General features: G+C 68.7%; 12 protein-coding genes. 4 read left to right on the top strand and 8 right to left on the bottom strand.

Annotated features, from left to right (window positions below; all coding sequences use genetic code 11):
* Window positions 1-10: 10 nt before the first annotated feature.
* The 5 genes from SFB74_RS28340 to SFB74_RS28320 all read right to left on the bottom strand — a co-directional run bounded on the left by SFB74_RS28340 (window position 11) and on the right by SFB74_RS28320 (window position 4,974).
* Complete coding sequence (locus SFB74_RS28340) at window positions 11-1,966, bottom strand: autotransporter assembly complex protein TamA (RefSeq protein ID WP_432727757.1); 1,956 nt, start codon at window positions 1,964-1,966, stop codon at window positions 11-13.
* Between the two features lie 63 nt (window positions 1,967-2,029).
* A complete protein-coding gene (locus SFB74_RS28335; protein WP_339092446.1) occupies window positions 2,030-3,217 on the bottom strand; it encodes a vWA domain-containing protein in 1,188 nt (395 codons plus the stop codon).
* 38 nt (window positions 3,218-3,255) lie between these two features.
* On the bottom strand, window positions 3,256-3,843 hold the full coding sequence (locus SFB74_RS28330) for a GNAT family N-acetyltransferase (protein WP_432727756.1): 588 nt from the start codon (window positions 3,841-3,843) through the stop codon (window positions 3,256-3,258).
* Between the two features lie 27 nt (window positions 3,844-3,870).
* Window positions 3,871-4,116 (bottom strand): hypothetical protein, encoded by a 246-nt coding sequence (locus SFB74_RS28325; RefSeq protein WP_126471278.1) that lies wholly within the window; start codon window positions 4,114-4,116, stop codon window positions 3,871-3,873.
* A 3-nt stretch (window positions 4,117-4,119) separates the two neighbouring features.
* Entirely contained in the window at window positions 4,120-4,974 is an 855-nt protein-coding gene (locus SFB74_RS28320) for an AAA family ATPase (protein ID WP_019656218.1), read from the bottom strand.
* A gap of 160 nt (window positions 4,975-5,134) precedes the next feature.
* Here SFB74_RS28320 and SFB74_RS28315 point away from each other — a divergent pair, with 160 nt between their 5' ends.
* Window positions 5,135-5,827 (top strand): c-type cytochrome, encoded by a 693-nt coding sequence (locus SFB74_RS28315; RefSeq protein ID WP_432727755.1) that lies wholly within the window; start codon window positions 5,135-5,137, stop codon window positions 5,825-5,827.
* A 92-nt stretch (window positions 5,828-5,919) separates the two neighbouring features.
* Here SFB74_RS28315 and pcaG read toward each other — a convergent pair whose 3' ends face one another.
* Window positions 5,920-6,528, bottom strand: coding sequence for a protocatechuate 3,4-dioxygenase subunit alpha (pcaG, locus tag SFB74_RS28310; RefSeq protein ID WP_432727754.1), 609 nt, complete (start codon window positions 6,526-6,528; stop codon window positions 5,920-5,922).
* A 16-nt stretch (window positions 6,529-6,544) separates the two neighbouring features.
* A complete protein-coding gene (gene pcaH, locus SFB74_RS28305; protein WP_432727753.1) occupies window positions 6,545-7,270 on the bottom strand; it encodes a protocatechuate 3,4-dioxygenase subunit beta in 726 nt (241 codons plus the stop codon).
* A gap of 118 nt (window positions 7,271-7,388) precedes the next feature.
* On the opposite strand from pcaH, the gene SFB74_RS28300 reads away from it, so the two are divergent.
* A complete protein-coding gene (locus SFB74_RS28300; RefSeq protein WP_432727752.1) occupies window positions 7,389-8,381 on the top strand; it encodes a LysR substrate-binding domain-containing protein in 993 nt (330 codons plus the stop codon).
* On the opposite strand, the gene SFB74_RS28295 is transcribed toward SFB74_RS28300, so the two are convergent.
* A complete protein-coding gene (locus SFB74_RS28295) occupies window positions 8,382-8,816 on the bottom strand; it encodes a DUF1841 family protein (RefSeq protein WP_019656213.1) in 435 nt (144 codons plus the stop codon).
* Window positions 8,817-9,118: 302 nt separating this feature from the next.
* Here SFB74_RS28295 and SFB74_RS28290 point away from each other — a divergent pair, with 302 nt between their 5' ends.
* Window positions 9,119-13,687: a hypothetical protein gene (locus SFB74_RS28290; RefSeq protein WP_432727751.1), complete on the top strand. Its 4,569-nt coding sequence runs from the start codon at window positions 9,119-9,121 to the stop codon at window positions 13,685-13,687.
* 103 nt (window positions 13,688-13,790) lie between these two features.
* Window positions 13,791-14,294 carry a peptidoglycan-associated lipoprotein Pal gene (gene pal / locus SFB74_RS28285; RefSeq protein WP_432727749.1) on the top strand — a complete coding sequence of 168 codons (504 nt, stop codon included), beginning with the start codon at window positions 13,791-13,793 and terminating at the stop codon, window positions 14,292-14,294.
* Window positions 14,295-14,305 lie beyond the last annotated feature (11 nt).

The raw sequence follows: 14,305 nt of genomic DNA, 5'->3' as shown, positions 1-14,305 counted from the left end.
GTTGCCTGCGTCAGAAGGTGAAGCCGAGGCGGAAGTGCAGGCGGAACTTCTTCGAGTCCACGCCGTAGGCCAGGTCGGCCTGCACCGGCCCGACCGGGCTGCGCCAGCGCGCGCCCACGCCCACGCCGACCTTGGGCTTGAGTTCGCCGGGCTTGTCGGCCACGGCGCCGGCGTCGACGAACACCACGCTCTCCCATTCGGTGAGCTTGTTGTTGTAGACGAAGGGGCGCTGCCACTCCACGCTGGCCACGCCGAGGTAGCGGCCGGCCACGGTCGTGCCGTCGGCGCGCACGGTGCCGATCTGCTTGTAGCTGTAGCCGCGCACGGTGGTGTCGCCGCCGGTCAGGAACATCAGCGTGGAGGGGATCTGCGCGCTGTCCTTGGCCGACACGGCGCCTGCCTCCACGCGCAGCTGCAGGCGGCTGCGACGCGCGCGCAGTTCCTTGTCCTCGGCCGAGCCCAGCGGAAGCACGCCGAGCCAGCGCGCGTAGGTGCGCGTGAACGGCACCTGCTCGCCGGTGAGCGTGTAGCCCGCAGCCACTTCGAGCGCGAGGCCGAAGCCGCGCGAGGGCGCGGCGTTGTCGTCGAAGTAGCGCCCGGTCCAGCCCCAGTTGGCCGTCACGGCCGAGGCCGAGGGCGGTGCGTTGGTGCCGCGGTTCTGCGCGTAGTCGTACTGCAGGAAGTAGCTGCGGTCGATGTGGTCGCCCGACTTGCTGCGCCCGCCGCGCAGCCGGCCGCTGTCGACCACGTAGCTGCCCGATTGCTCGCTCTTGAGCTCGGCGCCGGAGAACCAGCGCCAGCCGCGGTCGTCGGGAATGGCCTTCAACTCGGTCGAGAGCGACTTGATGTCGTTGTCCACCGACAGCCGCGAGACGGCGCGCCAGCCCAGCAGCGGAACCTGGTTGTGGATGTGGTCGATCGAAAGCCGCGGGCCGTTGTCGGTGGTGAAGCCCACGCCCAGCACCACCTTCTGCAGCGGCGCCTCGCGCAGCTGCGCGATGACGGGCGCGGCCAGCGGGTTGCCGCTCTCGGTGTCGAGCGTGAGGAACACCGAGTCGTAATAGCCGCTGCTGGCCAGGCGTTGCTGCGCGTCGAGCAGCTTCTGCTGGTCGTAGTCCTGGCCGCTGGGCAGGCGCGCGATGCGGCGCGCGCCGTCGGGGTCGTAGCGCTGGATGCCGCGCAACACCAGCGGCCCGAACTTGTAGGCCGGGCCCGACTGGTAGGTGACGCTCAGGCGCGCCTCGCTGCGGTCGGCATCCACCTCGGCGCGGCTGATCGCGATGCTGCCGGTGGGGAAGCGATTCGCCGTGAGGCTGCGCAGCGCCGTGGTCTTGGCCTCGTCCCAGGCCTGCTGGGTGAAGGGCTGGCCGGCGCGAAGGGCCCATGCGGTGCGGATGGTGTCGCGCTGCGACTCGGCGGCGGCGTCGTCGGCGATGGGGCCGGCATAGCTGATCTGCACGTTGCTCACCTTGGTGAGCTCGCCGGGCGAGACGTTGATGACGATCTCGCGCGGGGCCTTCTCGCCCTGCGGCGTCTCGTTGAGCTCCAGCGTCAGCGTGGGAGTGAAGTAGCCGAGGGTGGCGAGCAGCTCGCGGGCGTTGGTCTCGGCCGCCACCATGAGGCGGGAGATCTCGGTCGCGCCGAGGTCGTCGAGCTCGCGGTAGCGCTGGATTTCAAGATGCAGCTTGAGGTAGTCGCGCACGGTCTCGGGGCCGCGCACATCGACGGTGAAGGCATCGCGCTTCTCGGCGGCCTTCCTGTCGCCGTCTTCCTTGTCCTTGTCGTCCTTGTCGGACCCTGTGGTTCCGGCACCGGCGGCGCCGCTGCGCACGAGGCCGGCCACGGGTTTGTTTTCTTCGGCGGATTCCTTTTTCGGCAGCAGGCTGCAGCCTTGCAAGAGCAGGACGCCGAATAAAAGGAAAGCCGGCCACCATGCCGGCGAAGAAACAGGAACCGCCCTGACCATGGGCGGATTCTGACAGCAAGCCCGGCCGGTTCCTGAAGGCCCGGCCGGATCGCCGGCATCGTCCTACTTGGACAGCATGCGCATCGCTTCCTCGAGGCCCCGCAGCGTGAGGGGGTACATGCGGTTGGACATCAGCTGCTGCATCACCGCGATGCTCTGGCGGTACTGCCACACACCCTGCGGCTCGGGGTTGATCCACGCGAACTTCGGGAAGGTGTGCGTGAGGCGCTGGATCCACTCGGCGCCGGCTTCCTCGTTGTTGTATTCGACGCTGCCGCCGGGCTGCAGAATCTCGTAGGGGCTCATGGTCGCGTCGCCGACGAAGATGAGCTTGTAGTCCTTGTTGTACTTGCGCAGGATGTCCCAGGTGGCGAACTTTTCGGAGAAGCGGCGCTTGTTGTTCTTCCACATGAAGTCGTACACGCAGTTGTGGAAGTAGAAGAACTCCAGGTGCTTGAACTCGGTCTTCACGGCCGAGAACAGCTCTTCCACGCGCTGGATGTGCTCGTCCATCGTGCCGCCCACGTCCATCAGCAGCAGCACCTTGACGTTGTTGTGGCGCTCGGGCCGCATCTTGATGTCGAGGAAGCCGGCGTTGGCCGCGGTCGAGTGGATGGTGTCGTCGAGGTCCAGCTCTTCGTCGTGGCCCTCGCGCGCGAACTTGCGCAGCCGGCGCAGCGCGACCTTGATGTTGCGCGTGCCGAGTTCCTGCGTGTCGTCGTAGTCCTTGTAGGCGCGCTGGTCCCAAACCTTCACGGCGCTGCGGTTCTTTCCCGCGCCGCCGATGCGGATGCCCTGCGGGTTGTAGCCGCCGTTGCCGAAGGGCGAGGTGCCGCCGGTGCCGATCCACTTGCTGCCGCCCTCGTGACGTTCCTTCTGCTCCTCGAAGCGCTTCTTGAGCGTTTCCATGAGCTCGTCCCAGCCCATCTTCTCGATCTTGGCTTTTTCTTCGGCCGTGAACTCGCGCTCCAGCGTCTTCTTGAGCCAGTCGAGCGGCACTTCCTTGGTGAAGTCGGTGAGCATCTCCACGCCCTTGAAGTAGGCGGCGAAGGCGCGATCGAACTTGTCGTAGTGCTTCTCGTCCTTCACGAGCGCGGTGCGCGAGAGGTAGTAGAAGTCGTCGATGCCGTAGGCGCCGTCGGAGTTGGGGCCCACCACGTCGGCCTGCAGGGCTTCGAGCAGCGTGAGGTATTCCTTGACCGACACCGGCAGCTTGGCCGAGCGCAGGGTGTAGAAGAAGTCGATGAGCATGGTGGTGCTCCTTCCTTGTGTGTGGCCGTCGTCGCCTGTCAGGCGCGGGGCTTGTCGAGCAGGTACAGCAGCTGCGCCTTCACCTCGGGCCATTCGCCCGCGCGCAGGCTGTACATGACGGTGTCGCGGATGGTGCCGTCGCGGCGCATCACGTTGCCGCGGATCACGCCGTCCTTCTTCGCGCCCAGCCGCTCGATGGCGCGCTGCGAGGCGAAGTTGAAGTTGTCGGTGCGCCAGCCCACCACGTTGCAGCCCAGCGTGTCGAAGGCATGCGCGAGCAGCAGCAGCTTGCAGGTGGTGTTGACGTGGGTGCGCTGGCAGCGCGCGGCGTACCACGTGTAGCCGATCTCCACGCGCTTCACGGCCGGCAGGATGTCGTGGTAGCTGGTGCTGCCGAGCACGGTGCCGGTGGCCTCGTCGGTCACGGCGAAGGCGAAGCGGTCCGCGGTCTTGAGCGCGGTATCGATGTAGGCGCCGGTGTTCTCGGGCTCGGGCACGGAGGTGACGCGCAGCTTCCACAGCTCGCCGTCGGCGGCCGCGGCACGCAGGCCTTCTTCATGGGCCGACGCGAGCGGCACCAGCGCGATGCCGCGTGCCTTCAGCGTGACGGGTTCGACGAATGCCATTTCTTTCCTCCGGGCTCGCGGGCTTCTTCAGCCGCGCGGGTCGCCGTACTTGCCCACGTACCAGAAGCGCGCGGCCTGCGCGCCGGCGCCGCCGCCCAGGCCGATGAGCGCGATGCCGATGAGCTCGCGCTTGTTGTATTCGCCGCTGCCGAAGGCGTCGAGGCCCAGCAGCAGCCCGAGCCCACGGCCCAGCAGCGCGCCCACCATGAACATCACGGCCTGGGCAATGCCCAGCTTCATGAGTTGCCTGGTGGAGTGTTTCTGGTTGCTCATGGATCAGCGGTTGTTGCGCTGCATGAAGACGAGCTTCTCGAAGAGCGTCACGTCCTGTTCGTTCTTGAGCAGCGCGCCCACCAGCGGAGGCACGGCGACCTTGTCGTCCTTGCTCTGCAGGGCCTCGAGAGGGATGTCCTCGGCCACCAGCAGCTTGAGCCAGTCGAGCAGCTCCGAGGTGGAGGGCTTCTTCTTCAGGCCGGGCAGGTTGCGCACGTCGTAGAAGGTCTTCATCGCGGCCGCGAGCAGCTCCTGCTTGAGGCCGGGGAAGTGCACGCCGACGATGTGCTTCATCGTCTCCGCGTCGGGGAACTTGATGTAGTGGAAGAAGCAGCGGCGCAGGAAGGCGTCGGGCAGTTCCTTCTCGTTGTTCGAGGTGATGAACACCACCGGCCGGTGCTTGGCGCGGATGAGCTCGCGCGTCTCGTAGCAGTAGAACTCCATGCGGTCGATTTCGCGCAGCAGGTCGTTCGGGAATTCGATGTCGGCCTTGTCGATCTCGTCGATCAGCAGCGCCACCGGCTGATCGGCCGTGAAGGCCTGCCAGAGCACGCCCTTGACGATGTAGTTGTTGATGTCGCTGACGCGTTCGCCGCCGTCCAGGTCCTTGAGCTGCGAGTCGCGCAGGCGGCTCACGGCGTCGTATTCATAGAGGCCCTGCTGCGCCTTGGTGGTCGACTTGATGTGCCATTGCAGCAGCGGCAGTCCGAGCGATTGAGCCACTTCCTCGGCCAGCATGGTCTTGCCCGTGCCGGGTTCGCCCTTGACGAGCAGCGGGCGCTTGAGTGTGATGGCTGCGTTGACCGCGAGCATCAGGTCCTGCGTGGCGACGTAATTGTCTGAGCCCTGGAATTTCATGAGTGATGAGAAATGGGACGGAGGCTGGGTGGAGAAAAGAACACACCCGATGTGCGTTGTGCAGCCTCAGGGTTGGCCTGCACAGGGTTCCGGGGGACCCCTGCATATAATCGAATGTTGATCCGAAAAACTGTACTCTCCACGAGATTGTGCGCGCAAAATGAACAAGTTGTTGACCACGATGTTTGCCCTTGCTGTCGCTTCCGTGACGGTCTCGGCTGAAGCCCAACAAGTCACTGGCAAGGCCCAGGACGGAGCAAAGAAGGTACAGATGTGCGTGGGCTGCCACGGCATCATCGGCTACCAGGCCAGCTTCCCGGAGATTCACAAGGTGCCGATGATCGCTGGCCAGAGCGCCACCTACATCACGGCAGCGCTCACCGCGTACAAGGGCGGCGACCGCAAGCATCCCACCATGCGCGCCATCGCGGACACCCTCACCGACCAGGACATCGCCGACGTCGCCGCCTACTACAGCCAGCTCGGCACGAAGGACGGCAGCGCGCCGCCCGCCACGCTGGCCAAGGCCACGCCCGCCAACGTCGAGGCGCTCATCACCCGCAACGCCGACAACAGCTGCACCAAGTGCCACGGCGCCAACTTCAACACGCCGAACGACGGCACCGTGCCCAAGCTGGCCGGCCAGCATGCCGACTACCTGTTCGTCGCGCTCAAGTCGTACCGCGTGAAGAACAACTCGCACCTGGGCCGCTCGAATGCGGTGATGGGCCAGCAGGTCGAGGAGAAGAAGTTCACCAACGCCGAACTCAAGACACTGGCCAGCTACATCAGCTCGCTGCCGGGCGAACTGAAGACGGTGCCCGAGTCGCGCATCCACCACGGCGCCGAATAAGCGTTCGGTGCAGGCGCTTCGTTGCGCACAAACAAAAAAGCCCGCTGCTGCGGGCTTTTTTGTGTCGGGGATTTCCCTGAGAGATCGGCGGATCAGACGTCGAAGAACGCCGTCTCGTCCACACCCTGCATGCGGATGTCGAAGCGATAGGTGACGGCGCCGCCTTGCTCCACGCGCTCGGCGATCAGCGTGTGGCGGCGGTCGGCCGGCACGCTCTGCAGCACCGCGTCCTTCGCGTTGGCCTCGGCCTCGTCGCTGAAGTACACGCGCGTGAAGGCATGCAGCAGCAGGCCGCGCATCAGCACGATCGCGTTGATGTGCGGTGCCTCGCCGGGCGATTCGGCGCCGGGCTTGACGGTGTGGAACACGAAGCGGTTGCCTTCGTGCGTGCCGGTGCCGACGCGGCCGAAGGCGCGGAAGCCCATGGCGCGCGCCTCTTCCGGCGTCTGCGGATAGCGGCCTTCGCCGTCGGGCTGGCTGATCTCGACCAGCGCGTCGTTGATCGGATTGCCGTCGCCGTCGATCACGCGGCCTTCGAGGCGGATGCGCTGGCCCTTGGCGTCATCGAGCGCGAGCACGGCGTCGAAAGGCTGGTCGAAGTCGTAGCCGTACTGCGTGGCGGTGAGGCCGTAGGCGAAGTAGGGGCCCACGGTCTGCGAGGGGGTCTGGCCGAAGTCGGCTTCCTGTGCGGTCATCAGCATGGTGTGTCTCCTTGGCTCAGCGGTTCTCAAACGGCGTTTCGTCGGCGCCGCGCAGCACGATGTCGAACTGGTAGCCCAGGGCGTAGCCTTCCTCGGTGATGTCGAGGCTGAAGTCGGCGATCAGGCGGTTGCGGTAGCGCTCGGGGGTGCCGGTGATCATCGGGTCGTACTGCATCAGCGGGTCGCCGGGGAAGTACATCTGCGTGACCAGGCGGCTCGCGAAGCTCTGGCCGAACAGCGACAGGTGGATGTGCTGCGGGCGCCAGGCGTTCGGGTGGTTGCCCCACGGATAGGCGCCGGGCTTGATGGTGAGGAAGCGGTAGCGGCCTTCGCTGTCGGTGAGGCAGCGGCCGGCGCCGAGGAAGTTGGGGTCCAGCGGCGCGTCGTGCTGGTCGACCTTGTGCACGTAGCGGCCCGAGGCGTTGGCCTGCCACAGCTCGACCAGCGTGTTGGCCACCGGGCGGCGGCGCTCGTCGAGCACCCGGCCGGTGAGGATCATGCGCTCGCCCAGCGGCTCGCCGTTGCGGCGCGCGTTGCGCGTGAGGTCGTGGTCGAACTCGCCGATGCTGTCGTGGCCGTACACCGGCTGCTGCAGCTCGCCGAGCGAGGCCTTCAGCGGAATGAGCGGCTTCTGCGGACCGCGCTTCACGGTGGACTTGTAGCCGGGGTAGACGTAGCTGGGGTGGGCTTCCCAGTCGCGCGGCGTGAGGATGGGCGAGGGGCCCTTGGTCTTGGTCAACATGAACGTTGTCTCCTGTCGTGGGACGAATCCGGAAGCCGCCACTTTAGAAGCGGCATTCGATGATGTAAATTGAAGATTGCTACGTTTTCAATAACCGTCAGGAATTGAAAGCCCCATCTTGAAAGACCCGCTCACCGATCTTCGCCAGGACTTCGTGCGCAACGTGCAACTGCGGCACCTGCGCTGCCTCGTCACGGTGGCGCAGGAACGCCATCTCGCGCGCGCCGCCGAGCGGCTGGCGCTGAGCCAGCCGGCGGTGTCGAAGACGCTTTCCGAGCTGGAGGCCATTGCCGGCACGCGGCTGGTCGAGCGCAGCAAGGCCGGCCGGCGCGGCGTGCAGGGCCTCACGGCCGCCGGCGAGCAGCTGCTCGCGCATGCGTTGCGCGTGCTCGAGGCAGTGGACGCCAGCGCGCAGGCCGTGGCGCCGGAAACGGGCGCGCGCGTCGAGCGACTGCGCATCGGCGCGCTGCCCAGCGTGGCGCCGGCCCTGCTGCCGCAGGCGCTCGCGCGGCTGCGCGACAGCCGGCCCTCGGTGCAGATCGTGGTGAAGAGCGCGGCCAACGCCGCGCTGCTCGACGAGCTGCGCGCCGGCGAGCTCGACCTGGTGGTCGGCCGCATGAGCGATCCGCGCCTGATGGGCGGCCTGAGCTTCGAGCTGCTGCACACCGAGGCGCTGGTGTTCGCCGTGCGCGCGGGCCATCCGCTGGCGCACAAGGCGGTGTCGGTGCAGGCGGTGCTGGCCTATCCGCTGGTGGTGTACGGCGAGGGCACGATCCCGCGCCACAACACCGAGAGCTTCCTGTCGGCGCGCGGACTCGTGCTGCCGGCCAATGCGCTGCAGACGCTCGACGTGGCGGTGGCGCGCGCGCTGGTGGCGGTGTCCGACGCGGTGTGGATCACGCCGCTGGGCGCCGCGCGCGGCGAGCTGGCCGACGGGCGCCTCGTGCGGCTGCGCATCGAGACCGGCGGCACCGAGGAACCGGTCGGCTTGCTGCAGCGCAGCGACGCCGAGCCTTCGGCCCTGCGCGCCGCCATGGCCGCACTGCTGCGCGAGGCGGCGAAGGAGCAGGGCGCCGTTCCGGCAAGGGCCAGGAAGAAGCCCAGGGACTAGCTAGTCCTTCGTCGCCCTGCGCTGCACGCAGGCCACGTAGCCCTCGCCATCCGGCGGCCGGCCCGCACGCTGGCTCTCCCACATCATCTGGCCCAGGCATTCCATCGCCTCGTGATGCGCATGCAGCAGCGAGCCGCGCCGCGCCGCCAGCAGCTCGACCGCCTGGCGGATGCCGCGAGGCTGGTCGATGGAGCACTGCTCGCTGATCGACAGGTGCATCGACAGATGAAGGAACGGGTTCTCGCGCCCGTTCGATCCGTCGTAGACCCGTGCCACCGCTGCGTCGGCGTCGGCGAGGTCCTCGTGGTACTCGGGGTGCTGGTCGATCCAGCCGGCGGCGATGGTCTCGAGCGCTTCCATCGGCAGGCCCTGCCGGTGCTTGGCGTAGACGTCGCAGAAGAAGCGGCGCACGTCTTCCTGGGAGGGGTTGAACATATCTATATAGAGGTAGGAAAAAGAGAAGCGGGAGCCGTTCGTGAGAGCTGCTTTCCAGCGGGCTTCGCGGCCCCTCGGATGTGTCGGGCGTTCCGGGTACGGGGCGTTACATCGTTACGTAACGAATCGCTGATTGACCTCCTTACGAGCTGTTTCCACAGCCCGCCGGCGACCCTGCAAAAAGAAAATTTCTCATACGAATCAACAAGTTGCAGCGCATGAAAGCGCTTTGGCATGGAGGGCGGCAAAAGCGGCACGCTAGTTGCCCCTGAGTAGGCATCTTTTGTCACAGAGGCTGCCCAATGACCGCTCAACAAGCATCGACCAATTCGACCGAGGGACTTGCCGCCGCTGGCGCAGCCCCTGTGGTTCTCGCCCAGGCCACCGTCACTCCGCTGGGTACCCCCGGCGTCGTGAGCCCGGCCGCTCCCGCCGCGGCTGCGGCTCCCGCCAGCATCGGCACATTATCGAACGCCACGCCCGGCGTCACCGTGATGCGCGACGGTGTCAGCATTCCCGTCGATGGCAATCAGACACTGATGGCCGGCGACCGCGTGATGGTTCCGCAGGACGGCCACGCCAATGTCCTCTTCCCCGGATCGGCCACCAACAAGGCCCCGCTCGCAGGTGTGTTCACCGGCGGCACCGATGCCACCATCGGCTCGACCAAGCTGCCCGGCGGCCTCGAACAGGTGAATGTGGATGTCGCCTCGGGCGACCTGCAGGTGACCCCGCCCGACAGCGACGCGGATGCCGCTGCCCTGGCCGTCACCAAGAAGCTCGCAGCCGGCAGCGGCATCGGGCTGGGTGAATTCGCGCTGGGCGCCCTGGGCGCCGCGGCGCTGGGTGCCGCGCTGAGCGGTGGTGGCGGCGGCAGCGACAGCGCGTTCCCGCTGCTCGTCGGTTCGGGCAACCCCGGTGATTCCGACGCGGATGCCGACTCTGATGCGGACGCCGATGCCGATGCGGATGCGGACGGTGATGCAGACGCCGACGCCGACGCCGACGCCGACGCCGACGCAGACGCAGATGCAGATGCAGATGCAGACGCAGACGCTGACGCCGATGCCGATGCCGATGCCGATGCCGATGCAGACGCTGATGCCGATGCAGACGCTGATGCCGATGCAGACGCTGATGCCGATGCAGACGCTGACGCCGATGCAGACGCTGACGCCGATGCTGACGCTGACGCTGACGCTGACGCTGACGCTGACGCCGATGCAGACGCTGACGCCGATGCAGACGCTGACGCCGATGCCGATGCCGATGCCGATGCCGATGCCGATGCCGATGCCGATGCCGATGCAGACGCAGACGCAGACGCAGACGCAGACGGCGACGCCCTCCTCAACCCGGGCGACAGCCTCGTCAACCACGTCGTCGACAGCCTCAGCGGCGCGCTCGGCCTGGGCGACTCGCTCACGCCGGTCACCAATGCGGTCGACGGCCTGACCGACACGCTCGACGACGTGCTGGCTCCGCTGCTCGGCAGCGAGTTCACGCCGAACGACCCCAACCAGTTCGACCCGATCGACAACACCGTGGGCAGCGTCACCGACCTGCTGGGCGGCACCCTGAGCCCCACGCTCGACAACCTGCTGGGCGCCGGCGCCACCACCGCCATCCTCGGCACGGTGCTGGGCCAGGTCGACTACCTGACCGACGCGCTGGACAACGGCCTGACCAACCTCGTCGGTGACCACGGCATCATCAGCGGCCTGACCGACGCCCTCGGGCTCGGCGGCGTCACCGACCAGCTCGTGGGCGACGACGGCCTCGTCGGCGGCCTGCTGGGCAACGTGCTCGGCGAAGGCAGCCTGGTGTCCGGCCTGCTGGCCGAAGACGGCCTCGTCGGCGGCCTGCTCGGACCCGACGGCGTGGTCGGCGGCCTGCTGGGCGAAGACGGTGCCCTGGGCGGCCTGCTCGGCAACGTGCTGGGCAGCGACGGCCTCGTGGGCGGCCTGCTCGGCGACGGCGCCGTGGGCAGCCTGACCGGCGGCCTGCTGGGCGAAGACGGCCTGCTGGGCGGCCTGCTCGGCGACGGCAGCGCACTGGGCGGCATCCTGGGTGACGACGGCCTCGTCGGCGGCCTGCTCGGCGGCGACGGCACCCTGTCCAACCTGCTCGGCAGCGGCGGCCTCACCGGTGAACTGCTGGGCCACGGCGGCCTGGTCGACAGCCTGCTCGGCGAGAACGGCGTGATCTCCGGAATCATCGCCGACAGCCCGCTGGGCGGCCTGCTCGGCGGCGAAGGCGGTCTCCTGGGCGGTGCCCTCGGCGGCCTGCTCGGCGACGACGGCCTGGTCGGCGGCCTGCTGGGTGACGACGGCCTCGTAGGTGGCCTGCTCGGCAACGACGGCCTCCTCGGCGGCGTGCTGGGTAACGACGGCCTGCTGGGCGGTGTGCTCGGCAACGACGGCCTGCTCGGCGGCCTGCTGGGCGACGACGGCATCGTGGGTGGCGTGCTGGGCAACGATGGCCTGCTGGGCGGCGTGCTCGGCGACGACGGCCTGGTCGGTGGCCTGCTCGGCAGCGACGGCATCGTGGGCGGCCTGCTCGGCGACAACGGACTCGTGGGCGGCCTGCTGGGCAGCGACGGCCTGGGCGGCGTGCTCGGCGGCGACGGCCTTGCCGGCGGCCTGCTCGGACCCGATGGCGTGGTCGGCGGCCTGCTCGGCGACGACGGCATCGTCGGTGGCCTGCTGGGTGAAGACGGCATCGTGGGCGGCCTCCTCGGCGGCCTGCTGGACGGCATCGGCGGTGGCGGCACCCCCGGCACCGGCGCGGCCCTGCTCGACCCGCTCGACAGCGTGGTCGGCGGCGTGGCCTCCGGCCTGAACAACGGCCTGCTGGGCGACCTCGGCCTGGGCGACGTGCTGGCCCCGGTGGCCGGCCTCACCGACAGCCTGACCGACACGGTCGACGGCCTGCTGGCTCCGGTGCTCGGTTCCAGCTTCACGCCGAACGACCCCAACGTGCTCGACCCGGTCGACGGCGTGGTCGACCAGGTGACCGACGGCGTGGGCGGCCTGCTGAGCCCGCTGACCGACCAGCTGCTCGGCACGGGCACGACCAACGCGCTGCTCAATGCGGTCGACACGCAGGTCGACTACCTGACCGACGGCGTGGCGAACCTGATCGGCGGCGACGGCCTGCTCGGTGGCGTGCTGGGCGACAACGGCCTGCTGGGCGGCGTGCTCGGCGGTGACGGTGGTCTCCTCGGTGGTGTACTGGGCGACGACGGCTTGCTGGGTGGCGTGCTCGGTGGCGACGGCGGTCTGCTCGGCGGTGTCCTGGGTGATGACGGCCTGCTGGGTGGCGTACTCGGCGGTGACGGTGGTCTGCTCGGCGGCGTCCTGGGTGACAACGGCCTGCTGGGCGGCGTGCTCGGTGGCGACGGTGGTCTCCTCGGCGGTGTGCTGGGCGACGACGGTTTGCTGGGTGGCCTGCTCGGCGGTGACGGCGGCCTCCTCGGCGGAGTCCTGGGTGACAACGGCCTGCTGGGCGGCGTGCTCGGCGGTGACGGTGGCCTCCTCGGCGGCGTCCTGGGTGATGACGGTCTGCTGGGCGGCGTGCTCGGCGGTGACGGCGGTCTCCTCGGCGGTGTCCTGGGCGACGACGGTCTGCTGGGCGGCGTGCTCGGCGGTGACGGCGGTCTCCTCGGCGGCGTTCTGGGTGACGACGGTCTGCTGGGCGGCGTGCTCGGCGGTGACGGCGGTCTCCTCGGCGGTGTCCTGGGCGACGACGGTCTGCTGGGCGGCGTGCTCGGCGGTGACGGCGGTCTCCTCGGCGGCGTCCTGGGCGACGACGGCCTGCTGGGCGGCGTGCTGGGCGGTGATGGCGGCCTCCTCGGTGGTGTCCTGGGCGACAACGGCCTTGTCGGCGGTCTGCTCGGCAGCGTGACCGGCGGCGACGCTGGCGGCCTGCTCGATGGCGTGCTCGGCAGCGACGGCCTGGTCGGTGGCCTGCTCGGCACCGTGACCGGCGGCGACGCTGGCGGTCTGCTCGACGGCGTGCTCGGCAGCGACGGCCTGGTCGGTGGCCTGCTCGGCAGCGTGACCGGTGGCGACGCCGGCGGCCTGCTCGACGGCGTGCTCGGCAGCGACGGCCTGGTCGGTGGCCTGCTCGGCAGCGTGACCGGTGGCGACGCCGGCGGCCTGCTGGACGGCGTGCTCGGCAGCGATGGCCTGGTCGGTGGCCTGCTCGGCACCGTGACCGGCGGCGACGCTGGCGGCCTGCTGGACGGCGTGCTCGGCAGCGATGGCCTGGTCGGTGGCCTGCTCGGCACCGTGACCGGCGGCGATGCTGGCGGCCTGCTGGACGGCGTGCTCGGCAGCGACGGCCTGGTCGGTGGCCTGCTCGGGACCGTGACCGGCGGCGATGCTGGTGGCCTGCTGGACGGCGTGCTCGGCAGCGACGGCCTGGTCGGTGGCCTGCTCGGCAACGTGACCGGTGGCAACACGGGTGGCCTGCTGGACGGCGTGCTCGGCAACGACGGCCTCGTCGGCAGCCTCCTGGGTCAGGACGGCCTGGTGGGCAGCCTGCTCGGCGGCCTGACCGGCGGCAACAGCCCGGTGGCGAACATCCTGCAGCCGGTGGGCGACGTGGCGAGCAGCGTGACCGACGCGGTGACCCCGGTGGTGTCGAACGCGACCAGCGCCGTGCACGACGTGACGGCGCCCGTGACCGACATCCTGGCCGGCGCCACGACGGCGGTTGCCCCGGTGGCGGATGCCGTCAGCAACGTGACGAGCGGCGTCGAACATGCCGTCACCCCGCTGGTGACGGAAGTCGTGACGCCGATCACCAGCCTGGTCGAGCACACGGTTTCGCCGGTGACGAACATCCTCCACGGCCTGCTGGGCTGATCGGCGGACACCGGAAGAAAGAACACAGAAGGAAGAGGGGCGAGGGAGCTTGCCGCAGCACCAGGGACAGGCCGCCACCGGCCTGTCCCGCGAAAGGACCGATATGAAAAAGAATTTCCAGACAGTGGCCATCGTCGCGCTCGGCGCAGTTCTCGTGGGCTGCGCGGCCCCCAAGACCGGTCGTGACGATGCGACCTACTACTACTCGAACAAGGCTGCGACCGCGGTGCCGAAGGTGGAGCCGGCACCGCCGCCACCGGTGCAGAACGGGCCGGTGGGCGTGCCGAAGATCGTCTACTTCGACTTCGACAAATACAACATCAGGCCCGGCGACCGCAACATCGTGGAGGCTCACGCGAGCTTCCTGCGCAACCGGCCGCAGAGCCGGGTCGTGATCGAAGGCCACACCGACCAGCGCGGCGGCCGCGAATACAACCTGGCACTGGGCCAGCGCCGCGCCGACTCGGTGCAGCGCGCGCTCACGCAGCTCGGCGTGCCCGCCGAGCGCATCGAGGCCATCAGCTGGGGCCTGGAGAAACCCGCATCGCTCGAAACCACCGAGGAGGGCTATCAGCTCAATCGCCGCGCCGAATTCAGCTACCGCTGACGCCGGATCAC

This window comes from Variovorax xiamenensis (assembly GCF_050916385.1).
Lineage (GTDB): Bacteria > Pseudomonadota > Gammaproteobacteria > Burkholderiales > Burkholderiaceae_C > Variovorax.
This window is presented reverse-complemented; position numbering and strand designations above follow the sequence as displayed.

Excerpts from the sequence above, each read along its gene's own strand:
- pcaH (WP_432727753.1), bottom strand. The coding sequence starts at position 7,270 with ATGTTGACCAAGACCAAGGGCCCCTCGCCCATCCTCACGCCGCGCGAC.
- SFB74_RS28335 (WP_339092446.1), bottom strand. The coding sequence starts at position 3,217 with ATGCTCATCGACTTCTTCTACACCCTGCGCTCGGCCAAGCTGCCGGTG.
- SFB74_RS28315 (WP_432727755.1), top strand. The coding sequence starts at position 5,135 with ATGAACAAGTTGTTGACCACGATGTTTGCCCTTGCTGTCGCTTCCGTG.
- SFB74_RS28320 (WP_019656218.1), bottom strand. The coding sequence starts at position 4,974 with ATGAAATTCCAGGGCTCAGACAATTACGTCGCCACGCAGGACCTGATG.
- SFB74_RS28290 (WP_432727751.1), top strand. The coding sequence starts at position 9,119 with ATGACCGCTCAACAAGCATCGACCAATTCGACCGAGGGACTTGCCGCC.
- SFB74_RS28325 (WP_126471278.1), bottom strand. The coding sequence starts at position 4,116 with ATGAGCAACCAGAAACACTCCACCAGGCAACTCATGAAGCTGGGCATT.
- SFB74_RS28330 (WP_432727756.1), bottom strand. The coding sequence starts at position 3,843 with ATGGCATTCGTCGAACCCGTCACGCTGAAGGCACGCGGCATCGCGCTG.
- pcaG (WP_432727754.1), bottom strand. The coding sequence starts at position 6,528 with ATGCTGATGACCGCACAGGAAGCCGACTTCGGCCAGACCCCCTCGCAG.
- pal (WP_432727749.1), top strand. The coding sequence starts at position 13,791 with ATGAAAAAGAATTTCCAGACAGTGGCCATCGTCGCGCTCGGCGCAGTT.
- SFB74_RS28295 (WP_019656213.1), bottom strand. The coding sequence starts at position 8,816 with ATGTTCAACCCCTCCCAGGAAGACGTGCGCCGCTTCTTCTGCGACGTC.
- SFB74_RS28340 (WP_432727757.1), bottom strand. The coding sequence starts at position 1,966 with ATGGTCAGGGCGGTTCCTGTTTCTTCGCCGGCATGGTGGCCGGCTTTC.